The organism is Sphingopyxis sp. JAI128 (assembly GCF_014207235.1).
Classification (GTDB): Bacteria; Pseudomonadota; Alphaproteobacteria; order Sphingomonadales; family Sphingomonadaceae; genus Sphingopyxis.
In genome coordinates this window covers 141,981-163,306 of sequence record NZ_JACHDA010000007.1, presented here as the reverse complement: position 1 = coordinate 163,306, position 21,326 = coordinate 141,981, and the positions used below count along the sequence as shown (strand labels likewise).

19 protein-coding genes are annotated in these 21,326 nt (G+C 64.8%); 5 read left to right on the top strand and 14 right to left on the bottom strand.

Annotation, left to right across the window (positions count from 1 at the left end):
• Nucleotides 1-8 precede the first annotated feature (8 nt).
• On the bottom strand, nt 9-1,115 hold the full coding sequence (locus HDC35_RS16785) for a fatty acid desaturase (protein WP_184648541.1): 1,107 nt from the start codon (nt 1,113-1,115) through the stop codon (nt 9-11).
• Nucleotides 1,116-1,232: 117 nt separating this feature from the next.
• Here HDC35_RS16785 and HDC35_RS16780 point away from each other — a divergent pair, with 117 nt between their 5' ends.
• The 3 genes from HDC35_RS16780 to HDC35_RS16770 all read left to right on the top strand — a co-directional run bounded on the left by HDC35_RS16780 (nt 1,233) and on the right by HDC35_RS16770 (nt 5,016).
• Nucleotides 1,233-2,399: an N-acetyltransferase gene (locus tag HDC35_RS16780; protein ID WP_184648540.1), complete on the top strand. Its 1,167-nt coding sequence runs from the start codon at nt 1,233-1,235 to the stop codon at nt 2,397-2,399.
• A 64-nt stretch (nt 2,400-2,463) separates the two neighbouring features.
• On the top strand, nt 2,464-3,891 hold the full coding sequence (locus tag HDC35_RS16775) for a DUF1800 family protein (protein ID WP_184648539.1): 1,428 nt from the start codon (nt 2,464-2,466) through the stop codon (nt 3,889-3,891).
• A 3-nt stretch (nt 3,892-3,894) separates the two neighbouring features.
• Nucleotides 3,895-5,016 (top strand): DUF1501 domain-containing protein, encoded by a 1,122-nt coding sequence (locus tag HDC35_RS16770; protein WP_184648538.1) that lies wholly within the window; start codon nt 3,895-3,897, stop codon nt 5,014-5,016.
• 43 nt (nt 5,017-5,059) lie between these two features.
• Here the strand turns inward: HDC35_RS16770 and xth are convergent, their stop codons facing one another.
• The 7 genes from xth to HDC35_RS16735 all read right to left on the bottom strand — a co-directional run bounded on the left by xth (nt 5,060) and on the right by HDC35_RS16735 (nt 11,935).
• Entirely contained in the window at nt 5,060-5,830 is a 771-nt protein-coding gene (xth, locus tag HDC35_RS16765) for an exodeoxyribonuclease III (protein WP_184648537.1), read from the bottom strand.
• A gap of 40 nt (nt 5,831-5,870) precedes the next feature.
• A complete protein-coding gene (gene erpA, locus HDC35_RS16760) occupies nt 5,871-6,212 on the bottom strand; it encodes an iron-sulfur cluster insertion protein ErpA (protein ID WP_184648536.1) in 342 nt (113 codons plus the stop codon).
• 97 nt (nt 6,213-6,309) lie between these two features.
• Nucleotides 6,310-6,942 (bottom strand): M23 family metallopeptidase, encoded by a 633-nt coding sequence (locus HDC35_RS16755; RefSeq protein WP_260397801.1) that lies wholly within the window; start codon nt 6,940-6,942, stop codon nt 6,310-6,312.
• A 185-nt stretch (nt 6,943-7,127) separates the two neighbouring features.
• Nucleotides 7,128-7,919 (bottom strand): ferritin-like domain-containing protein, encoded by a 792-nt coding sequence (locus HDC35_RS16750; RefSeq protein WP_184648534.1) that lies wholly within the window; start codon nt 7,917-7,919, stop codon nt 7,128-7,130.
• The gene (locus tag HDC35_RS16745; protein WP_184648533.1) at nt 7,919-8,383 is read right to left on the bottom strand and encodes a peroxiredoxin; all 465 of its coding nucleotides are present in this window, start codon (nt 8,381-8,383) and stop codon (nt 7,919-7,921) included. Before HDC35_RS16745 ends, HDC35_RS16750 begins: the two co-directional genes overlap by 1 nt.
• The gene (locus tag HDC35_RS16740; RefSeq protein ID WP_184648532.1) at nt 8,380-11,088 is read right to left on the bottom strand and encodes a bifunctional [glutamine synthetase] adenylyltransferase/[glutamine synthetase]-adenylyl-L-tyrosine phosphorylase; all 2,709 of its coding nucleotides are present in this window, start codon (nt 11,086-11,088) and stop codon (nt 8,380-8,382) included. The genes HDC35_RS16745 and HDC35_RS16740 overlap by 4 nt, the downstream gene beginning before the upstream one ends.
• A gap of 52 nt (nt 11,089-11,140) precedes the next feature.
• Nucleotides 11,141-11,935, bottom strand: a complete 795-nt coding sequence (locus tag HDC35_RS16735) for a response regulator (protein ID WP_184648531.1) — start codon at nt 11,933-11,935, stop codon at nt 11,141-11,143.
• Between the two features lie 210 nt (nt 11,936-12,145).
• Between HDC35_RS16735 and HDC35_RS16730 the strand changes: the two genes are divergently transcribed.
• Nucleotides 12,146-12,316, top strand: a complete 171-nt coding sequence (locus tag HDC35_RS16730; protein ID WP_184648530.1) for a NepR family anti-sigma factor — start codon at nt 12,146-12,148, stop codon at nt 12,314-12,316.
• Nucleotide 12,317: 1 nt separating this feature from the next.
• On the opposite strand, the gene tgt is transcribed toward HDC35_RS16730, so the two are convergent.
• From tgt to HDC35_RS16715, 3 genes are all read right to left on the bottom strand, one after another.
• Nucleotides 12,318-13,442 carry a tRNA guanosine(34) transglycosylase Tgt gene (gene tgt / locus HDC35_RS16725; RefSeq protein ID WP_184648529.1) on the bottom strand — a complete coding sequence of 375 codons (1,125 nt, stop codon included), beginning with the start codon at nt 13,440-13,442 and terminating at the stop codon, nt 12,318-12,320.
• Between the two features lie 47 nt (nt 13,443-13,489).
• Entirely contained in the window at nt 13,490-13,978 is a 489-nt protein-coding gene (locus HDC35_RS16720; protein ID WP_184648528.1) for a hemerythrin domain-containing protein, read from the bottom strand.
• 61 nt (nt 13,979-14,039) lie between these two features.
• A complete protein-coding gene (locus tag HDC35_RS16715) occupies nt 14,040-16,229 on the bottom strand; it encodes an EAL domain-containing protein (protein ID WP_184648527.1) in 2,190 nt (729 codons plus the stop codon).
• Between the two features lie 253 nt (nt 16,230-16,482).
• On the opposite strand from HDC35_RS16715, the gene HDC35_RS16710 reads away from it, so the two are divergent.
• On the top strand, nt 16,483-16,899 hold the full coding sequence (locus HDC35_RS16710) for a hypothetical protein (RefSeq protein ID WP_184648526.1): 417 nt from the start codon (nt 16,483-16,485) through the stop codon (nt 16,897-16,899).
• A gap of 5 nt (nt 16,900-16,904) precedes the next feature.
• On the opposite strand, the gene HDC35_RS16705 is transcribed toward HDC35_RS16710, so the two are convergent.
• From HDC35_RS16705 to HDC35_RS16695, 3 genes are read right to left on the bottom strand one after another with little or no spacing between them, the layout of a single operon-like run.
• Nucleotides 16,905-17,819, bottom strand: a complete 915-nt coding sequence (locus HDC35_RS16705) for a hypothetical protein (RefSeq protein WP_184648525.1) — start codon at nt 17,817-17,819, stop codon at nt 16,905-16,907.
• A 1-nt stretch (nt 17,820) separates the two neighbouring features.
• Nucleotides 17,821-20,364, bottom strand: a complete 2,544-nt coding sequence (locus HDC35_RS16700; protein WP_184648524.1) for a hypothetical protein — start codon at nt 20,362-20,364, stop codon at nt 17,821-17,823.
• The gene (locus tag HDC35_RS16695) at nt 20,361-21,215 is read right to left on the bottom strand and encodes a molecular chaperone (RefSeq protein WP_184648523.1); all 855 of its coding nucleotides are present in this window, start codon (nt 21,213-21,215) and stop codon (nt 20,361-20,363) included. The genes HDC35_RS16700 and HDC35_RS16695 overlap by 4 nt, the downstream gene beginning before the upstream one ends.
• Between the last annotated feature and the right edge of the window lie 111 nt (nt 21,216-21,326).

The following is a 21,326-nucleotide window of genomic DNA, read 5'->3' as shown; positions in this document are numbered from 1 at the left end:
CCCGACATTCAGGCCGCGGCTCCCTTTGCCGAGCCCGCCACCAAATTCATCACCAGCTTGGGCAGGCTATCGTAATTCGCGCCATGATATTGCGAATCGGCAGGCAGCGCGTCCTTGAGGCGGCGGTGCGCCTCGGGCAGCGCGTGATAGGGCACGCCGGGCAACAGATGGTGCAGCGCATGATAGCGCAGGCCCACGGGCGCCCACAATTCGGGCAGGAGGCCCGGCGGCGGCACATTGACGCTGTCGAGGAACTGACCGGTCACGGTCAGCACGTCGCCGTCATTTTCCCAGAGGTGCGCGACGAGCGTGCGGATCTGGTTGAGCACCAGCGTCGCCGAGGCAATCGCGCCGAAGATGACCAGCGCGCGCAGGGGCACCCAGCCGAATACGCCCGCGGCGATCAGCAGGCTCGACCACGCCCAGGCGCCGCCTTCCTGCCAAGCCCACTGGCGGCGGAACTCGCCCTCCGGCGGCTTGCGGCGGAACAGCGGGTTGATGATCATCCCCGAATAGCGTTCGACGACGATCCGGCGGAGCGGCGGGATCAGGAACGACAGCGGGGTCAGCACCGCATAACGGAAGACGAGCGCGAGCGGCGCGAACGCCGCGGCGACGACGAACAGCGGCACCGTCCACGGCTTCATCAGCGCGAGCGGCAGATATTCGGGATCGTCGACCGTGCCATATTTGGTGCGGTTGTGGTGCAGGCTGTGAATCCCTTCATACATGAAAGAGGGGATCAGCATCGGCACGCCGACGAGGATGTTCCAGCCGAGGCGAAAGCCCGGCAGCGCATTCTTGCGAATATGCGTGAGTTCGTGGATGAAGCTGCCCGCGCGGTAGAGCGCAGCGACCGAAATCGCCGCGGCGACGAGCATCCACAGCGTCGACGGCGCAAAAATCGCCGCCGCGATGCCGGCATAGCCGATGAAGGCCGACGCCAGCATGTCGGTCCAATAGAGGCGTGCGCTTGGCTGCACGAGATCGCGCGTCAGCTCCGACGCCGCGCGGATCATTGCCATATCGTCCGCGATAGCGGACTTGGGCGCCTTTGGGGCCGACGGCGCGAAGGGCGTCGCGACCCGATCGGCGGGGGGATTGATCGTCGTCATAGCGAGTCCAGAACCATAGTTTCGTGGCAGCAAAATGGCCGAATGCGGGTCGTCAGCGCCCAATCTATGCCCTAATGCGTCGCCATCCATGTAGGGTTGGCATTTCAGGAAACCAGTATGAGCGCGCATAACGAAGGCCCGATCACGATCGTCCCGGTCAAGGACAAGGCCGATCTGCGCGAATTTGTCGAACTCGCCTATCGGCTCAATCGCGGCGATCCGGCGTGGGTCCCGCCGCTGAAGGGCGAAGTGTACGGCCTGCTCACCCCCGGCAAGAATCCGTGGTTCGAGCATGGCAAGGCGCAATATTTCCTCGCGCGCCGCGATGGCCGGACGATCGGGCGTATCTCGGCGCATATCGACGAACTCGCGCTCGCGCAGCCGGCCGAACAGGGCATGGGGCCGGGCACCGGCAACTGGGGGCTGCTCGACGCCGAGGACGAAGCGAGCGCGCAGGCGCTGCTCGTCGCCGCCGAAGACTGGTTGCGGACGCAGGGCATGACGCGCGCGCTGGGGCCGTTGTCGATTTCGATCTGGGACGAGCCCGGCCTCTTGATCGAGGGGTTCGATACGCCGCCGACGATCATGCTCGGCCATAACAGTCCGCTCTATCGCGGCTGGATCGAAGGCGCGGGCTACGCCCCCGCCAAGCAGCTTATGAACTATTCGGTCGCCATCGCCGACGGCTTTCCGCCGCTGGTCAACCGCATCGTCGCGGCGGGCGAGAAGAATGCGCGGATTCGCATCCGCAAGGTCGACAAGCGCCGCTTCGACGCCGAAGCAAAGTTGATCATGGGGCTGCTCAACGACGCCTGGTCGGACAATTGGGGCTTCGTACCGCTGACCGACAGCGAAATCGCCTATGTCGGCAAGAAGCTGAAGGACATCGTGTTCGAGGATCTGATCCGTGTCGCCGAGGTCGATGGCGAACCGGTCGCGTTCATGATCGTGCTGCCGAACATCAACCAGCTGTTGATCGACATGGACGGCTCGCTCCTGCCCTTCAACTGGGCGCGATTGCTGTGGTGGCTGCGCAAACCCAAGAGCCGCATCCTGCGCGTTCCGTTGATGGGCGTCGCAAAAAAGCTGCAGAACAGCCGCATGGCCAGCATGCTGGCGTTCATGATGATCGAGTTCATCCGCCGCGACGCGGTGCGCGACTATGACGCCAAACAAGGCGACATCGGCTGGGTGCTCGACGACAATCAGGGGATGAATGCCGTCGCCGAGGCGATCGAGGCGAAGGTCAATCGGGTGTACCAGATTTACGACAAATCGCTCTGATCGCTGGGACAGCTTTGCGACAAATGGCCGTCATCGTGCGTTTGGGGGCACGGAAAGGTTTGTCATGGCAGTCCAGTATCTTGCCGCCAACCGCTTCGGGCTCGGCCGCCGTTTCGACGATCCGGCGGCGGACGACCCGAAAGACTGGCTGATCCGCCAGATCGACGACTATGACCCCGCGCCCGCTGCCATCGCGGGGCTGGCGGGGCGCGAGGCGATCGCCACCGCCTATGCCGAATATCGCGACGAGCGGCAGGCGATGCGCCGCGAGGCGAAGAATGCGCAAATAGGCGGCGACGACGGTGAGGCCGAGGCGATGCGGCGCATGTCGCGCGCGGGGTTCCGCCGCCATTATGGCGAGGCCGCAAGCGCGCGCCTTGCCGCCGCGGTCGCGACGCCGACGCCCTTCGCCGAGCGCCTCGTTCATTTCTGGGCCAATCATTTCGCGATCTCGGCCGACAAGCAGACGGTCGTGGGCTTCGCCGGCAATTACGAGAATGAAGCAATCCGCCCGCATATCATGGGCAAATTTTCCGACCTGCTGGTCGCTGCGGTCCACCATCCCGCGATGCTGCTGTTTCTCGACCAGGCGCAAAGCTTCGGTCCCGACAGCGTCTTTGCGACGCGTGTGCGAAACCGCGGCAAGCGGCGGGCGCCGGGGCTCAACGAAAATCTGGCGCGCGAAATCATGGAGCTGCATACGCTCGGCGTGCGTGCCGGCTATACGCAGGCCGATATCACGAATTTCGCCAAGGCGCTGACGGGGCTGACCGTCGCCGGACTCGGGCGCGGGGCGGGACAGCGGCTGATGCCCGCCGACGCACGGCCGGGCGAGACCGTCTTCGTCGACCGGCTCCACCAGCCGGGAGCGCAGACGATCCTGGGCAAGAGTTACGGCCAGACCGGGGCGAAACAGGCCGAGGCGGTACTGCGCGACCTCGCCGCCCATCCCGCGACCGCGCGCCATGTCGCGACCAAGCTCGCGCGCCACTTCACCGGCGACGAACCGCCCGCCCCGCTCGTCGACCGGCTGGCACAGGATTTCGACCGCACCGGCGGCGACCTGCCCTCGCTCTATCGCACGCTCATCGCCTCGCCCGAGCCCTGGGCGGCCGAACCCGCGATGTTCAAATCGCCATGGGACTGGACGGTGTCGATGCTGCGCGCCCTGAAAACGCCGGGACTCGGCGAGCGCCAGAATATCGCCGCGATGTTTGTCCAGCTCGGCCAGCCGGTGTGGCGCCCCGGATCGCCCAAAGGATATGACGACATGGTGGCGACCTGGGCCGGATCGGCGGCGCTGATGCAGCGCGTCGAACTCGCCAGCCGCATCGCGGCGCGGATCGGCGACCGCGCCGATGCGCGCGCACTGGCCCCGCTCGTCCTCGCCGACGCGCTCACCCCCGAAACGGCACAGGCGATATCGCGCGCCGACAGCCCCGGACAGGGAATCGCGATGCTGTTCGCCAGCCCGGCCTTTTTGCGGAGATAGACAATGATCCTCTCGCGCCGTTCCATCATCCTGTCGGGCATCACCGTCGCCGCCGCGGGCGCGCTGCCCCGCTTTGCCTATGCCGCGGCGGGCACGCCGAAACGTCTCGTCTTCGTCATCCAGCGCGGCGCCGCCGACGGGCTGGCCACCGTCGCGCCGACAGGCGATCCGGCCTTTGCCGCCGCGCGCCGCGCGCTGGCCGACGAAAGCGCGGGCGGCGCGAAGCTCGACGCCATGTTCACCTTGCACCCGTCGCTCGCGCAGACGGCGAGCCTTTACACCGGCAAACAGGCGCATTTCGCGCATGCCGTCGCGACGGGCTATCGCGACCGGTCGCATTTCGACGGACAGAATATGCTCGAGGGCGGCGGGGCGCGGCCCTATGGCCGCGACGACGGCTGGGTCGGACGGCTGCTGACCCTGCTCCCCGCTGCCGAACGCGATGCGATCGCCATCGCACCCGCCGTGCCGCTGGCGCTGCGCGGGTCGGTGCAGGTCGGCACCTATGCGCCGAGCCGCCTGCCGCAGGCCGACGCCGACCTGATCGCGCGGCTGACCGCCATGTATGCGAACGACCCGCTGCTCCACCCGCTTTGGGACAGCGCGGTCAGGACGCAGGAGTTGGCGAGCGACATCAGCGGCAACAACGGCCGCAACGGGGCCGACCTCGGCAAGCTCGCCGCATCGCTGATGATGCCGGCCGACGGCGCGCGCGTGATGATGGTCGAAACCGGCGGCTGGGACACGCACAGCGGCCAGCGCGGACGTCTCGCCGCGCAACTGCGCGGGCTCGACCAACTGATCGGCGCGTTGCAGACGGGGCTCGGTCCCGTGTGGGGCGACACGCTGGTGATCGTCGCAACCGAATTCGGCCGCACGGTCGAGGTCAACGGTACCGGCGGCACCGACCATGGCACCGCATCGACCGCGATGCTGCTCGGCGGCGGGCTGGCCGAAGGCGGCAAAGTGTCGGCGGACTGGCCGGGGCTTGGCGCTGCGGCGCGATACGAGGGCCGCGATCTCAAGCCGACGCGCAGCCTGGAGAGCGTGATCGCGGCGGCGGTCGCGCACCATTATGCGCTTGATCCCACGCGGGTGATGACGACGCTGTATCCCGACGCGTGACGGTCGCTTCGGCAGTGTCGCCTTCCACGTCAGCGAAGGAAATTTACGCCAGCACCGCCCATGTCGGCGCGTGGTCGCTCGCCTTTTCGCGGCCGCGATGGTCCTTGTCGACGCCCGCATCGACCAGCCGGTCGGCGAGCGCCGGGCTCAAGAGAAGATGGTCGATGCGAAAGCCATGATCGCGCTGCCACCCGCCCGCCTGATAGTCCCAGAAGGTCCACACCCCGCCCGCCGGATGCCGGCTGCGGATCGCGTCGGTCCAGCCGTCGCCGAGCAGCCGGAACCAGGCATCGCGCGAATCGGGCTGCATCAGCGCGTCGGTCGACATCGCGCGCGGGTCCCAGACATCGTCGTCGTGCGGGATGACGTTGTAATCGCCGGTCAGAATGGTCGGGATTTCGGAAGCGAGAAGGAATTTCGCACGTTCGCGCAGCCGCGCCATCCAGCGCAGCTTGTAGTCGAATTTCGGCCCCGGCTGCGGGTTGCCGTTGGGGAGATAGATCGACGCGACGCGCAGGCCATGAACATCGGCCTCCAGATAGCGTGATTGCTCATCGTCAACCTCGCCCGCCAGACCGCGCTGCGTTTCGACCGGCTGCGTGCCCTTGGCGAGGATTGCGACGCCGTTGAAGCCCTTTTGCCCGTGATAGAGGAAGCCATAACCCGCCGCCTCGATCTCCTTGGTCGGCATCGTCTCGTCGCTCGATTTCAGTTCCTGAAGGCAGGCGATATCGGGCTGCGTTTCTTCGAGCCATTCGACAAGGCGCGGCAGGCGGGCCTTGATCCCGTTGATATTGAAGGTCGCGATTTTCATGGCCGCAGCTATGCCAGCAAGCAAGCGACGGGGAAAGGCGTCAGATCGAGAAGCTGGACCCGCAACCGCAGCCCGAGGCGGCGTTGGGATTTTCGACCTTGAAGGACGAGCCGCCCAGCGAATCGACGAAATCGACGATGCAACCCCGCACCAAGTCGATGCTGACCGAATCGACGACCAGCTTGACCCCGTCGGTTTCGGTGACGATGTCGTCGGGGTCGATGCTGTCGGCCAGGCCAAAGCGATAGGTGAAGCCCGAACAGCCGCCGCCATCGACGGCCAAGCGCAACGCTGCATCCGCCTCGCCCTTGCGGTCGGCGATCCAGCGGACGCGCGCCGCGGCGGCGGGCGACAGGGCGATATCGGAAAGCTGCGTGGCCATGGCGTCAAGATAGGGTGTCGGTTGCAAAAGAAAAGGGCGCCCCGGCATCAGCCGTGGAGCGCCCTCCTCTCCGACCCAGGAAAAGCCTGGTTAATTCCTATTCGGGACCGCCCATCGCGACATTCTTGCCGGAGATCGCGGCGATCGCCATCTGGTCCGAGCGAACGAAAGGCATCGGATTGACCGGCGCACCTTCGATGCGGACTTCATAATGGAGATGGTTGCCGGTCGAACGGCCTGTGGAACCGACATAGCCGAGGATGTCGCCCTTCTTCACCTGCTGCCCGGGGCGCACGATATAGGACGACATATGGCCGTAGCGCGTCTGGATCGCGTTGCCATGTTCGACTTCGACATAATTGCCATAGCCGCCGAGGCGCTGGGCGCGGCCCACGATACCGTCGGCGGTTGCGTAGATCGGCGTGCCGTGCGGCGCCGGAATATCGATGCCGTTGTGGCGTGCAACTTTGCCAGTGACGGGGTGGACCCGCATGCCATAGGAGGATGAGAGCGACATTTGCTCGATCGGGCGACGCGAGGGAACCGAAACGCCGATCGACGCCGTCAGGCCGGTGTCGAGACGCTTCCAGGCCTGGAAGATCGCGCGCGCTTCGCTGTCTTCGCCGACCGACGGAACACCCGCGGTGAAGCTGTCGTCATCGGGCTCGTCGGGAACGGTGATGCCGGTATCGGCGCTGGTTTCGACAGCGTGGACGGCCGGGGCGGCCAATCCGAAACTTGCTGCTACGCAAAGGATTGCGACTTGGTGCAACTTCTGCGCCAGAAGAGTGTTGATCAAAACGACGACCCCGCGTTTGCCATGTCGCCAAAGTCCATAAACGGGCCTTGGCGCCGGTGTTTCTTGGTTTGGATGATTGCTCATCCCCCGCGGAAGCCTGTGTGCTGTTCCAATCCTTACGAAGCAATAACAGCGTAGAATTCTTGCGTTAAACCGGCACGCTCACGCGCTGAGTCGTTGAACGGCGGCTTCAAACTGCCGCGAAATCGCGATTTTACGAGCGCCTGCCACGTCTCGACGACGTGGAATCCCCTTTCGTCGCACTTTTGCCGGAACCAGACTGTGCCCGCGCTCACATGACGGATTTCATCCTTGTAAATGCGCGATAAAACCTTCGCAGACGTCTCGTCGCCGGCACCCCGGAAGCGCTCGACCGTCGCCGGCGTGACGTCGAGACCTCGCGCTTCGAGCACCATCGGTACGATGGCGAGGCGCGCGAGCGCGTCGTCGGCGGTGAGCTGCGCCGCCTCCCATAATCCCGCATGCGCGGGCAGATCGCCATAGAAGCTGCCGAGCTGGCGCAGCCGCCGGTCGAGCAGCGCGAAATGCATTGCCTCATCGGCCGCGACGCCGATCCAGTCGTCGACGAAGCCGCGCGGAAATTCGCCGCCGAACCGGCCGACCAGATCGACCGCGAGGTCGATCGCGACGAACTCGATATGCGCGAGCGCGTGCAGCATGGCGATGCGGCCGCGGTCCGAGCCACCCTTGCGGCGGCGCGGCATCTGGCCGGGCGCGAGCAGTTCGGGCCGGGCGGGCCAAGCGGGCTGGTGGGGCATCGGCACATCGCAGCGATGGTCGATCTCCCCACGACGCCACGCCCGCGCGAGAAGGCGCGCCGCGCGGCGCTTGTCGTGGGGGTCCGGCGTCAGCAGGACAGCGCGCGCGGCTTCGCCAAGCGATTGCATCAAAGCGCCTTTGCGACCTCCAGCACGGCGTCGGCGTGACCCTTCACGCGCACCTTGCGCCATTCCTTGGCCAGCTTGCCGTCGCGGCCGAAGAGGAAAGTAGACCGTTCGATGCCCATATAGGTGCGGCCGTAATTCTGTTTTTCGACCCACGTCCCGAACGCCTCGCACACCGCGCCATCCTCGTCCGACGCGAGGCGGACGGTGAGCCCATATTTGTCGCGGAACTTGCAGAGCTTTGCCGGCGCGTCGCGCGACACCGCCAGCACCTGCGCCTCCAGATGCGCGAATTCGGGGGCGAGGCGGGTAAAATCCTGCGCCTCGGTCGTGCAGCCCGGCGTATCGGCCTTGGGATAGAAATAGACGATGAGCGGCGCGCCCTTCATCGCGGCAAGGTCGATCGCCGCGCCGTCGGCGTCGAGCAACTGGACCGGGGGAATGGCGTCTCCGATGGCGAGGGTCACGGCTTTATCTCCTGCTGTCCGGGGCGAATCGAGGCCCACCAATTTGCGATCTCCTGCCGCGCTGCATCGTGCGCGGCAAGCAGCTGCGGCCAGCCGGGCTCGCCGCACTGGCTGGCCACCAACTGCCGTGCCGCCGCCGTCGGCGGCTCGCCCTCGGGCGCGGTGAGGCGCAACATGACGAGCATCCGTGCGAGCAGGCCGTGCGCGTCGCACACAGCGGCGGGCGCCAGCCCGGCGGCCTTGAGGCACGCCAGCGCCGCCGCAATATTCGGATCGTGGCACCGGCCGCTCACAAGCTGCGTCACCTGCATCGCGAATTCCAGATCGACGAGCCCGCCCGGTCCGCCCTTGATATCGAGCGCGCCCTTCGCCGGCTTGTGCTTGGCGATCTTGTCGCGCATTCCGGCGGCGTCGGTGGCAATCTTCTCCGCATCGCGTGGGATGGCGAGCAGGTCGCCGATGACCGTCTGCACCGCCGCCTTCGTGGCATCGGAGCCATAGACCGGCCGCGCGCGGAGCAACGCCATATGCTCCCACGTCCATGCCTCTTCACGCTGGTAGCGTTCGAAGCTGTCGAGCGTGACCACCAGCGGCCCCTGCGCGCCTTGGGGCCTGAGGCGCGTGTCGACATCGTAGAGTTTGCCCGCCGCGGTCGGCACCGACATCGCCGCGGTCACACGCTGCGCGAGCCGGTTGTAATAGGTCGTCGCGCCGAGCGGCCGCGGCCCGTCGGATTCGGCGAGATGGTCGCCAGTGAACAGATAGATGAGGTCGAGGTCCGACGCATGCGTCAGCGCCCGCCCCCCGAGCCGCCCCAGCGCGAGCACCACCAACTCGCTGTCCGCGATCCGTCCATGCGCCTCGACAAATTCGGCGACCGTCGCGTCGGCCAGCAATTGCAACGCCGCCTCGGCGAGTTCGGAATAGCCGCACGCGATCGTCAGCGGATCGGTCGCCCCGGCGATCAGTTGCACGCCATAAGCGAAACGCCGTTCGCCGACGCGGTCTCGCACGCGGTCGAGCAGGCGCTCATAGTCGAGACCCGCGAGGCCAGCGGCCCATTCGCCGAGCAGGTCCGCCTTCGCCGCAGGCGCTTCGAACGCGCGCTTGTCGATCAAGCCTTCGATCAGTTCGACGCGCGCGCCGAGCGCATCGGCGAGCGTCGGCGCGAGCGAGAGGGTGCGCGTCGCGATCTTCGCCAGCTCGGGCTGCGCGGCAAGCAGGTGGAAGAAACCCACCGCGCTCGGCAGGCCCGCGACCAGCTTGTCGAAGCGCCTCAGCGTCGCTTGCGGATCGGGCGCAGCGCCGAGCGCCCTCACCAGTTCGGGAAGCACGGTTTCGAGCGCGTCGAGCGCCGCCGGACTGCGCAGCGCGCGCAGCTTGCCGCCGCGCCATTCGGCGATGGTGCGCAGCGCGGCGTCGGGCGGGTCGAAGCCCGCCGTCACCAGTTGCGCCGCAAGGCCGTCATCGTCGCGCGGAAGGCCGGTCGTCACCGCGCGCTCGGCGACGAGCCGGTCGTAACAGGCGCCGACCTCGGCGGCGACGGGTTCGAGCATCGCGAGCAGCGCCGCACCGTCGGTTTCGCCGTCGAGCCGCGCGACGCAATCGAGCGCCGCTTCCTGGGTGGGCAGGCAATGCGTCTGCTGATCCTCGATCATCTGGAGCCGGTGCTCGATCCGCCGGAGCGTCGCATAATGGCCCGAAAGCCGCGCCGCGGCATCGGGCTCGATCCGCCCGACCGCAGCCAACGCCGCGAGCGCGTCGACCGTCGCGGGAACGCGCAGCGACGGATCGCGCCCGCCGTAGATGAGCTGGTGGACCTGCGCGAAAAACTCGATCTCGCGGATGCCGCCGCGCCCGCGTTTGAGGTCGAACCCCGGCCCGAACGCCTGCCCCTGCGCGAAATGATCGCGGATCCGGTCGCTCATCGCGCCGATTTCCTTGAGTTGCCGGAAATCGAGGCTGCGGCGCCAGATGAAGGGCTGGATGGCCGCGAGGAAATTTTCGCCGAGCGCGCGATCGCCCGCCGAGGCGCGGCTGCGAATGAAGGCGGCCTGTTCCCACGCCAAAGCCTCGGACTCATAATAGGATATCGCCGCGCTTTCGGGCAGCACTATCGGCGTCACCTCGGGATGCGGGCGCAGGCGCAAGTCGACGCGCAGCACATGCCCGTCGCCGGTGCGCGCCGATAAAATCTCGGTCATCCGCCGCGCGATCCGCACCGCAGCCTCGCCTGGATCGTCGCGCGAACGGCGTGGAAGCGTGTCGGGGTCGAAGATCAGGATCGGGTCGATGTCGGACGAATAATTGAGTTCGTGGCTGCCGAGCTTGCCCAGCGCGATCACCGACAGGCCGCGCGGTTCTTCGCCAGGCACACGCTCGGCGAAGGCGGCGGCGAGCGCGGCGTCGCACGCCCGATCGGCAAAATCCGAGAGCAGCCGCGTCGTCGCCCGGACATCATGTTCGCCCGACAGGTCGCCGAGCGCGAGCAGCAGTGCCATCCGGCCGCGCCAAAGGCGGAGCGACCGCATGATATCGTCGTCGACGGGCGGCGGTGCGACGTCGGCCAGTGCCGCGTCGGTTCCGTCCGCAAGAAAACGCGTCACATCGTCGGGGTTGAGTTCGGCGAGCCGCGCGAGGAAAGGCGCATGGGCGGTAAGCCGGTCAAGCGCGGACTGGCGCGCGAAAGCGTCTGGTGCGGTCATCGACCGCTGCTATCGCCCGCCACCCCTGCGGTATCAACCCCTCGCCCGATATTCAGGCCGGGATCGTCGATTCGTCGAAGAACAGCACCTGCGAGATAGCCGCGCGGAGCGTCGCGGGCTGGTACGGCTTGGTGAGCAGGAAGGCCGGCTCGGGCCGGTCGCCGGTGAGCAGCCGTTCGGGAAAGGCGGTGATGAAGATGACCGGCACCTTGAGATCGGTAAGGATTTCCTGCACCGCCTCGATCCCCGAGCTGTTGTCGGCAAGCTGGATGTCGGCGAGCACAAGGCCCGGCTGGTGCTTCTGCGCTTCGTCGACCGCCTCGCGATGCGTCGTCGCGACGGCGACCACGTCGTGGCCGAGGTCGCGGACGATCATTTCGATATCCATCGCGATGATCGGCTCGTCCTCGATGATCAGGATGCGCGCGCGCGTCTGGCGGTCGATCTCGTCGGTCGCTTCATCGATCAGGGCGCGCACCGCTTCGGCATCGCGCCCGATGATCCGCCCCGTATCCTCGAAACTGAAACCTTCGACCGCGGTGAGCAGCAACGCCTGCCGCGCCAGCGACGGAATGCGGCGAAGCCGCGCGTCGGCAATGGCGATGTCGCTGTGCGCGATTTCCTCGCCGCCGGCCGTCTGTTCGGCCATCAGCCCGAAATTGTCGTGCACCATCCGGTAAAGCTGGATGCGCAGATCGCCGGCCGTATCGACCGCGCCGGGATTGACGACAAGCGTTTCGAGCAGGCGGGCGACCAGCGCGTCGCCATTCTTCTGGCTCCCGGAAATGGACCGGCCATAGCGCCGCAGATAGGGAAGATGCGGCGCAACCGACTGACCCAATGACATATTTTACCTCCTGAATTGTGACGAAATCAGTGGTGGAGCGTCCGGGAAAGGGACAGATTTTTTGCTCCCTTCCCATCATTCCGATATATTTCGACCCTTGGGAACGATTTAGCCGCAAATTGGTTTCATGGGAAAGAACCAAACGCGCCATTGCGCTTTGGTTCATGCGCGGTTAGCAAAAGGCCCCATGTCCCAGCGGATGCCCCTATAATGTCGTCGAAAACCGGTTCGCCGCGCGGTGAAAATTCGGGAAAGACCGTGGATAAGAAGCCATTCGCCAAGGGGCAGGATGTCAACGGCGCCTTGCGTCGCGCCTATGAATCGACCGTCGACGAGACAATTCCCCAATCTTTGTTGGACCTGCTGAGCAAGCTCGATTGAATCAGCGCCGGTAGCGCGCGTCGAAATCGCCCTGGAACGATGCGAAGGTCCCTGCGGCGATCGCGTCACGCATGCGCTGCATCAAATCCTGATAGAAATGCAGGTTGTGCTGCGTCATCAGCATCGCGCCCAGCATTTCGTTCGAGCGGACGAGATGATGAAGATAGGCGCGCGACCAGGTGGCGCACACCGGGCAGCCGCACGACGGGTCCAGCGGTTCGCGATCTTCGGCGAATTTCGCGTTTCGGATGTTGATCGGCCCGTCCCAGGTAAAGGCTTGGCCGTTGCGCCCCGACCGCGTCGGCAACACGCAATCGAACATATCGACCCCGCGCGCGACGGCGCCGACCAGATCGTCGGGCTTGCCGACCCCCATCAGGTAACGCGGCCTGTCGGCGGGAAGCTGGCCCGGCGCATAATCGAGGACCCCGAACATCGCTTCCTGCCCCTCGCCCACGGCTAGCCCGCCGATCGCATAGCCATCGAAACCGATGTCGGTCAGCGCCGACGCCGAACGCGCGCGCAATGTCTCGTCGAGCGACCCCTGCTGGATACCGAACAGCGCCGACCGCGCCGCATGCTCCTCGCCGGCATCGAACCCGGCGCGGCTGCGCGCGGCCCAGCGCATCGAGCGCTCCATGCTCGCCTCGGCGCGCTTCGCATCGACGCCGTTCGGCGGGCATTCGTCGAACGCCATCACGATATCGCTGCCGAGCAGCCGCTGGATTTCCATCGAGCGTTCGGGCGTCAGCATGTGCCGCGAGCCGTCGAGGTGGCTCTTGAATGCGACGCCTTCTTCGCTCTGCTTGGTAAGCGCCGACAAGCTCATCACCTGATAGCCGCCGCTGTCGGTCAGGATCGGCCGGTCCCAGCCCATGAAATCGTGCAGCCCGCCAAGCCGGGCCATGCGCTCCGCGGTCGGGCGGAGCATGAGATGATAGGTGTTGCCGAGGATGATGTCGGCGCCCGTGGCGCGCACCTCGGAAGGACGCATCGCCTTCACCGTCGCCGCGGTGCCGACGGGCATGAACGCCGGCGTGCGAATATCGCCGCGCCGCATCCGGATATTGCCCGTCCGTGCGGCCCCGTCGGTTGCGGCGATCGAAAAGGTGAATCTGTCGGTCATGGCGCGCGCCTATGGCGGGACGCGCACCGAAAGTCGAGGCCGGGAACTCAGGCCTTTGCGTGTTCGCTCGATGGTTCCTCGTCCGCCGCCTTGGCCTTTTCCTTCGGCTTCTCCTTTTCGAAAATCTTGACGAGTTCGCGCTTCTTCGCCTCCGACAGGCCCTTTTCGGCCTCGGGGAACATCTCTTCCTCCTCCTCGTCGATATGGTGGAGATAGCGTTCCTTCATCGTGCGAAAGCGCGTCAGCCAGCCGGTCGAGGCGAAATCCATTTCGTATAGTTCGGTCAGATAATCCTCGATTTCCTTATGCTCCGCGACGCTGTGCTGCGCCTCGTCGCGCAGATCCGGGTTCGCGAGCATCGTCGCATAGAGCGACATTTCCTCAGACGCCGCGTGCGCGGTCACCTCGACGCGAAAAGTCTCGAACAGAGCGCGACGCTCGTCGCTGTCGCCATGCGTCGCGTCGATACGGTCGAGCAGTTCGCGGTGCCGATCATGATCGGCCTTTAGCCGCGCAAAGATTCTGGTCTGGCTCATGTTGGTCTCCGTTCGGTGATGGTTGGAGACAAAACGGGCCAGCGCCCGCCGGGTTCCGGCGTCAGGCCGCTTTCCAGTCGCTGGTGGTCGTAAAGGACGGCAGCGCGAGCGCGCTGTCCGTCTGCTGGGCCGCCGCCGCGATCAAATAGGGCGAAACGCGATGCCGCGTGCACAGGCCGCCATTGCCGTCGCTGACCATCGTCTGTTCGAATTCGACACCTTGCTGGTGCTTTACCGACCGGCGGACGGTCGCGGTCACGAGTTGCCCCTCCCCGAAATCGATGACGAAGCGCGTGCCCACGGGTACATCCAATATGCCTTCGATAAAGGCCCCCGTCGCCGACAGGTTGCGGATCACGACATTATAGCGATGGTTATCGTGGATCGCCCCGACTTTGCGGAACAGCGAAAAGCGATCGTTGCGCTGGCGCGCGGGGCCTGCGGGCTTGATCGTCCACGACCCGGCCTCGGCATGTTCCCGCAATTCCGCGTCCGGCACGGGTTTGCTGTAAACATAGCCCTGCACATGGCTGACGTTGAGCTTGCGGATGAGTTCGAGTTGGTCGAGCGATTCGATCCCCTCGGCGGTCGTTTCCATCTCGAGCGCTTCGGCGAGCGCAACGATCGCGGCGATGATGGCGCTGTTGCGCGATTCGGGCTCGGTGGCGCCGCGTACGAAGCTCTGGTCTATCTTGATCTTGTCGAACGGCGCCGTCTGCAAATAGCCGAGGGACGAATAGCCGGTGCCGAAATCGTCGAGGGCGAGACGGACGCCCAGCGCTTTCAGCGCCTTGAACATGCGGCCGGTTTCGGCGGAATCTCCGAGAAACACGCTTTCGGTAATTTCCAGTTCCAGTCGGTCGGGCGCAAGGCCCGTCGAGGCGAGCGCGTTAGCGACGACTTTCGGCAGGTCGGCGTTGGCGAACTGGATCGGCGACACATTGACGGCCACGCGCATGTCGCCCGGCCAGCGCGACGCATCCTCGCACGCCTTGCGCAGCACCCATTCGCCAAGCTGCCAGATCAGATTCGCTTCCTCGGCGATCGGGATGAATACCGCAGGCGAGATCAGGCCCCGTTCGGGATGCGTCCAGCGAACCAGCGCCTCGACGCCCGTCACGACGTTCGACTTGGCGTGGACGACCGGCTGATAACACAGCGCCATCTCGCCGCGGGCCAGCGCGTCGCGCAAATCATCCTCCAGTGCGCGGCGCTGTTCGGCCGCTTGGTGAAGATCGCTGGAATAGAAAGCGAAACGGCCGCGCCCGTTGCCCTTCGCCGCATAAAGCGCGAGATCGGCATTGCGGACGAGATCGTCGCTGCTAACGCCGTCGAACGGCGCGATCGCCACGCCCACCGACGCGCCGATGATGCAGCGGCTTCCCTCGACCGAATAGGGTTGCGACAGGCTGGCGATGATATCGGCGGCCATGTCGCCGAGCTTTCCGCGATCCTCGACATCGGGAAGGATGATCTGGAATTCGTCGCCGCCAAGCCGGCTGACCATTTCCTTGTCGCCCACAATCTTGAGCAGGCGTTCGGCGACCTGTTTCAGCAGCGCATCGCCCGCCGGATGGCCGAGCGTATCGTTGACCTGTTTGAAACGGTCGAGGTCGAGCAGCATGATCGCGCACGCGCGCTGCTGCTGCGAAAAGGCGGCGAGCGTGGTGTCGAGCTTTTTCGAAATGTTGAAGCGATTGGCAAGCCCGGTCAGCGAATCGTAAAGCGCCAGCCGGGACGCATCCTCGGCCGATCGGCGCTGCGCCGTGATGTCGGTGCCGCTGCCGCGATAGCCGGTAAATCGGTCGCCGTCGAACTGGGGCCGCCCCGATATCGCCCACCAGCGGTCGTCCCCCTCGAACGCGCTGCGCAGCGGCAATTCCTCGAACTTCGATTGCCGGGTGAGCAGGAAGGGCAAGGTGCGCTGGCGTTCGCCATGGCTGTCGGCAGGCAGGAACAGGTCGGTGAACATTGTGCCGAGCAACGTGGCGCGCGTCCGCCCCATCAGCCGCGCGACCGAATCGGTGATATAGGTCAGCCGCCCCTTGGCATCGGTGGACCAGAACCATCCCTGGCCACTTTCTTCATAATTCTGGAGCAGGAGCAGCGCTTCGCGCGTGTGCAGATTGGGCGCTGCATCGCCGCGCTGTTTGCCGATACGTGAGCCGATTATGCCGAAGAAGCCGCGCTGGCCCTCTTCGGCACTGCCATCCCCCCGGTCGCCGAAATCCATCTGCGATGGAACATCCATCAGTCAAACTCTTGCTGATCCCCACAATTCGGCCGCTATGCCCCCAATGCCTTGCGATAGTGTAAATAAGCGGTCCCGGAACGGGACAGCCGTCATCGCAAATCACGGACCGGGAGAATCAGGCAGGCGCCGCCCATTGAGCCGGCACCTCGGAATTCAGGGTTTGCGCAGGAATTGTTAACCAGAATGGCAGAACGGGGCATTAACTACTTCCCCCTATGAGGACCCTCGAACTTGTAGGGGCTTTCGTGAAATGGCGACTGCGATACAGAATGTGATGAAGCTGGGCTGCGCCGCGGCCCTGCTCGCGTCGACGCCGGCTTTGGCGCGCCCGCAGGCCTCGGGATCCTTCCAGGTCACTGCGACCGTTCCGATGGCGTGCTGGGTCAATCACAGCGTTCATGCCGACGCGCTCGGCAATTCGCCGGGCCTGGTGACCGAGGGGTGCAACAGCGCCTCGGGTTATCTCGTCTCGGCGCAATATCGCCCGCTGGCACAGACCGAGCGTGCTCGCCTTCTCTATGGCGACAGCACCGTCGAGCTATCCGCGCTCGGCATGCAGGAAGTGCACCGCGAATATGGCCCGCGCATCCAGCAGATCACCTATCGTTTCGACCAGGTTTCGCTCGAAGCCCCGCTCACGCTTTCGCTGACGATCCAGCCGATCTGACCGGACTAAAGCGCGGCGACCGTAAACGTCACCGTGTCCATATATTTGCCGGCCCGCTTGCCAGCCGTTTCGCCGATATCGATCCGGACCGGATAATTGTCGAACCGGGCCCGGTTCGACACGATTTCGAAACCATCGGGCGAGGCGAGATCAAGATCGTAGCGGCCGAGCCGGAGCCGGTAATCGACATACCACGTCGCATTTTGATGTTTCAGGCGCCCTCGGTTTTCCGAGGACACCGAAACCCGATACCCGCCCGTCGAGATCACATAAAGCGTGATCGGCAGGTCTTTCGATCCCTTTTCCAGTTCGCCGAGGTCGACCGACGCGGCGCCCCGCGCGCGTCCGACCTGTCCCTTCAGGCCGATTAGCGCCGCCGCGACGATGTCGATTCCGAGCGTAAGCTGCCTGCTGCCAAGCAGCATATCGTCGTCAGAAACGACATTCAGGTCGAGCGTCTGGGCGTAGCGCCCCTGCGACAGGCTGGTATCGGGCAGGGCCGCTATCGTGACGAGCTCGAGGCTCCGCTCGCCTGGCATCAGGCGGATGACGCGTCCGCCCTGCCGTTGCAGGCTTCGTCCCGCGCGGGGCGTTATGTCGACCCCGCCCTTTTCGTCGATCAGTTGATAGGGGATGGATTGCAACCCCTGTTCGGACCGGAAACCGAATTGTTCGCCGCGCAGCGACGCACTGAATTTGCCGACGCACAGGCTGTCGCCACGGTTGACGACGTTGATTTCGACCTGTCCGCGCGCGCCGTCCGATTCCAGCGGATTGTGGCGGATAACAAGTTCGCCCTGCGCGGGTTCGATCGAGAGCATGCACGCCGCCTGGGCCGCGGCAGGCGCGAACAGGGCGGCGCCGATTGCAGCGGCGCAAAGATACGTCCGGCGTGCTGTCGTCTTGTGCGATACCGTCATGTCACTGACCTTCCCTGCGCCCGATCCCGACAATACCAAGGTCGAGCAGTCCCTTGTTGTCCTCCGGTACCTTGAACGTAAATCCCCGGCGATCTCCCGAATAGAATTCCACGCTATATTCGGCACCCGGTTCTAGCTTGGCGATCGCAAACCGGCCAGCCGTGTTGGTAAAGAACGGCTCTTCCCTGGCGTCCGCGGCGTCGGTGCGGCGCAGAACGCCGCTGACGAGCTTGAGGGGCTGCCCGTCCGTTCCGTGCAGTGTTCCGATGGCGCTGACGAATGCCGCGCTTCCCACTTCGATCGCATAACCACTCTTATAGGCCGGCGTGACGCGTTTGATGCCATCGCCAATGTCATAGCCGCGCGGCGGGTCGGCAACATCATAACTCACCGACTGGTTCAGATAGGATGTCAGTGTATTCTGAAGCGCCGCTCCCACCGCACCGCTCTTGCTGACATAGCCTCCGCCTTCTAGCCCTTCGCCCACGATGACCGGGCGCCCGTCGAGCGTCTTGTGCGGATAGACGACGGCAAAACTGTCGTTGATCGTCCGGCCGACCGCCACATGGCCGCCGGCGTAGGCGATCGAGCTGCCGACCCGCAGCGTCGTGATCTGTTCATCGCCGAAGCTGTTGAAGCGCTGCCCGAAAGCCGTGTGCGACAGGCTGACGTCGAAGCGGTTGCCGACATAATCGACCTGTCCCGATGCGCTGACCGGTCCGTCGTCATAATTGGTCGCCAGCGAATAGCCGAACGATCCGACGCGATTGTCGACCGACTGCTGGAAGCGCGCGCTGCCGCTGCGCTTCGCTGAATTGTAACGGGCCTCGGCGCGGCGATTGTAACGCGGCTGCCAGACGATACCGAAAGTGACCCCGAAACCGTCGCGGCCGATGCCCGAAGACGACAGGCCATTTTGCGAATATTCGACGCCCACCTGGAATGTCAGCTGCTTGTTGTACCGATAATTGGCCGTTGCCGACAGATTGTAGCTGTCGTCGATCAACGCGCTCCGGCTGATGCGGTAGGAGGCGTTTGCCGTCGCGAACAGGTCGTTCGTGAACCGTTTCGTATAGGTCGCCGCCAGATTCCAGGAAATCGGTATCACCCCGGTGAGACCCCCGATGTTCGTATAACGCCGCGAGGTGTAATCGGCGACGACGGTGAAGCTGTCATAACCGTCGGCACCGCCGATAATCTGGTCATAGCCAACGGTCGCTGCGAAACCATTGCCCTGCTTCGCGCGGCTCAAGCCCGCGTCGAGCCGTAAACGCCCGCTGTTGGGCAAGATGAATTGGGTCTGGCCGGTGATATTCTGCACGTCCTCGGACAGCTGGGCCCCAAAACCGATCGCCGGCGCGTTGAGGAAGGCCTTACGCCAGAAGCCGGTGAAAACAGGCTTGCCCCGCGAATAGTCGGGCTCGCCGAACCCTCCGTCGTCGAGGATCCCCACGTAGGCGCCAAATTCATAATCGCCCGGCTCCAGATCGATCGTGTCGAGATAGGCTTCGTACTGAACGGTCTGGCGGAGGCCCGATATACCTTCGATTTCGAGCTGAATGTCGTTGCTACCGGCGTCGAGCGGCAGGTTCGAAACATCATATTGCCCCGGATCGAGCGTGAATTCGCGCTGGAAGATGCCATTGCGCATCACCCGCACCGTCGCCTGTTCCTGAAGCACCAACTGGCGCCCGCCGGCGAGCACATTGCTGCGGAACGCGTTGAATTTCTGCCTTTGCCGAACGACGCCCGCGCCGCCCAGATTGACGAAACCCTGGCGTCCTCGCGTTTCGGGGTCGAGGTCGCCCAAAAACCAGCGCCGCGCCTTTTCGGGCTCGTCATAGATCAGCCTGGCGTAACGCCGCTCGAACCCGTAATCGCCGTCCAGAAAGTCGCGGCGTCCCTGCACGTCGGCTTCGAAAACGACGCCTTGGTAGCGGATGGCGCCGTTCAGAAACACTTCCGGCTTTTCGAAACCGCGTTCACCCGAATAACGGGACGCCGCCACATTGACATTGAGAAAGGCGCTGAACGGTTCGGGGGCATCGCCGGGCGCCTCGGGCTCGCCTCTTTGATACAGCGCCTCGATCGCTCGCTTCTCGGGCGCGATCCGCAGGACCAGGACCGCCAGCTGTTCGGGATCATATTCCAGCCTGATCCCGCTCGCCGCGACATCCTCCGTCTGGAAACGCGGCTTTGCGCCCAATATGGTCGCCAGCTCCGCTTGGGCTTCGGGTGTCAGCAGCGGATCGATGAGCGCTCGAAAATCGGTCGTGCTGACTTCGAACCGGTCGTCGCGCGTCAAAAGGACGGGCAGGTCACCCAATATGCGTTGATTGAATTGCAGCGGTGCGGTGATTTCGATATCGCGGTCGTAAGGATTGATATCGGCGCGTTTCGTGGGTTCCGTTGGCGGCGCAACCGGCGTAACGTCGGATTGCATCGCATCTTCGCTGGCGATCGCGATTTCCGAGGCATCGGCATGATGCGCCATCAGCGCGGCCATCGCGATGACGCTGCCCGCCGCCTTGAGAAAAATCCTCACCGGGTGAATCTCAACTCGATCGGCTTGGCGGGATCGAGGGCAACGCCCGTCGGGAGCTGAAAGGTTCGCTTTCCGCCGGCCGGCGGCAGATAGCCGACGCCGACCGTCTGCGAGATTTCCTCGCCGCTATAGGTGCGCTCGAACGGGTTTCCGCCGGTGTCGGTCGCGGTCAGCACCCATTTGGCGCCGCTCATCAATGCATAACGGTCGCCCTTGTTGGTCACGACGACCTTCAGACCGGGCTGCGCCTCGGGCGGCTTTTCGCCAGCGGGCGTCTCGGTCTTGATCGACGGGTCGACGCTCGGCGCCTGCGGAGCGACCATCATCGGTTCGAGCGAGACCACTTGCACGTCGGGTTTCGCTCCTGGAGGCGCCACGACGATCAGCGATTTCATGGTATAAAGAATGTCGATCGAAACGGCGGCATCGCTGCCCTCGATCTTCTTTGGGTCGGTCTCGACGGGAAGCTGGCGGACCCAGAGATAATAGGCCTGCGATGTTGGAATGTCGGGACGGCCGATCCACTGAACGCGGACGACCTGTCGGCCTGAGACCGGAACCAGGCCCTGCGGCGGAAAAACGATGAAATCCTCGTCCGCCGGTGTCTCGACAAGATTGCCGGCTTCGTCGAAATCGATCCGGGTGATTTTCGTTTCGAACGGCAGCGCACTCGCGCCGATATTACCGACCTCGACCCGGGCCACCGCGCCGGATCCCGACGTCGTCAGTTCGGACACCATCGGCGAAACGCGCATGGCCAAGGCCGCAGTCGAAGCCATGATTCCCAGAAAGAGGGCAATGACGCCCACGCGCAGCCGCGAAAATAGCCCGTTCAGTTGGAACTTTGCCATGTGCCCCTCGTCGGGAGCTTTCCGGGGCGCGAATTCTGCGCCGGCTCCCTGTCCCCATATTAATATCGTGGAGGGCATCGCTGCCCCCCACGACATATTTCAATCCAGCGG

Coding starts and splice junctions, on each gene's coding strand:
- HDC35_RS16785 (WP_184648541.1), bottom strand. CDS start 1,115: ATGACGACGATCAATCCCCCCGCCGATCGGGTCGCGACGCCCTTCGCG.
- HDC35_RS16780 (WP_184648540.1), top strand. CDS start 1,233: ATGAGCGCGCATAACGAAGGCCCGATCACGATCGTCCCGGTCAAGGAC.
- HDC35_RS16775 (WP_184648539.1), top strand. CDS start 2,464: ATGGCAGTCCAGTATCTTGCCGCCAACCGCTTCGGGCTCGGCCGCCGT.
- HDC35_RS16770 (WP_184648538.1), top strand. CDS start 3,895: ATGATCCTCTCGCGCCGTTCCATCATCCTGTCGGGCATCACCGTCGCC.
- xth (WP_184648537.1), bottom strand. CDS start 5,830: ATGAAAATCGCGACCTTCAATATCAACGGGATCAAGGCCCGCCTGCCG.
- erpA (WP_184648536.1), bottom strand. CDS start 6,212: ATGGCCACGCAGCTTTCCGATATCGCCCTGTCGCCCGCCGCCGCGGCG.
- HDC35_RS16750 (WP_184648534.1), bottom strand. CDS start 7,919: ATGCAATCGCTTGGCGAAGCCGCGCGCGCTGTCCTGCTGACGCCGGAC.
- HDC35_RS16740 (WP_184648532.1), bottom strand. CDS start 11,088: ATGACCGCACCAGACGCTTTCGCGCGCCAGTCCGCGCTTGACCGGCTT.
- HDC35_RS16735 (WP_184648531.1), bottom strand. CDS start 11,935: ATGTCATTGGGTCAGTCGGTTGCGCCGCATCTTCCCTATCTGCGGCGC.
- HDC35_RS16730 (WP_184648530.1), top strand. CDS start 12,146: ATGTCGTCGAAAACCGGTTCGCCGCGCGGTGAAAATTCGGGAAAGACC.
- tgt (WP_184648529.1), bottom strand. CDS start 13,442: ATGACCGACAGATTCACCTTTTCGATCGCCGCAACCGACGGGGCCGCA.
- HDC35_RS16720 (WP_184648528.1), bottom strand. CDS start 13,978: ATGAGCCAGACCAGAATCTTTGCGCGGCTAAAGGCCGATCATGATCGG.
- HDC35_RS16715 (WP_184648527.1), bottom strand. CDS start 16,229: ATGGATGTTCCATCGCAGATGGATTTCGGCGACCGGGGGGATGGCAGT.
- HDC35_RS16710 (WP_184648526.1), top strand. CDS start 16,483: ATGGCGACTGCGATACAGAATGTGATGAAGCTGGGCTGCGCCGCGGCC.
- HDC35_RS16705 (WP_184648525.1), bottom strand. CDS start 17,819: ATGACGGTATCGCACAAGACGACAGCACGCCGGACGTATCTTTGCGCC.
- HDC35_RS16695 (WP_184648523.1), bottom strand. CDS start 21,215: ATGGCAAAGTTCCAACTGAACGGGCTATTTTCGCGGCTGCGCGTGGGC.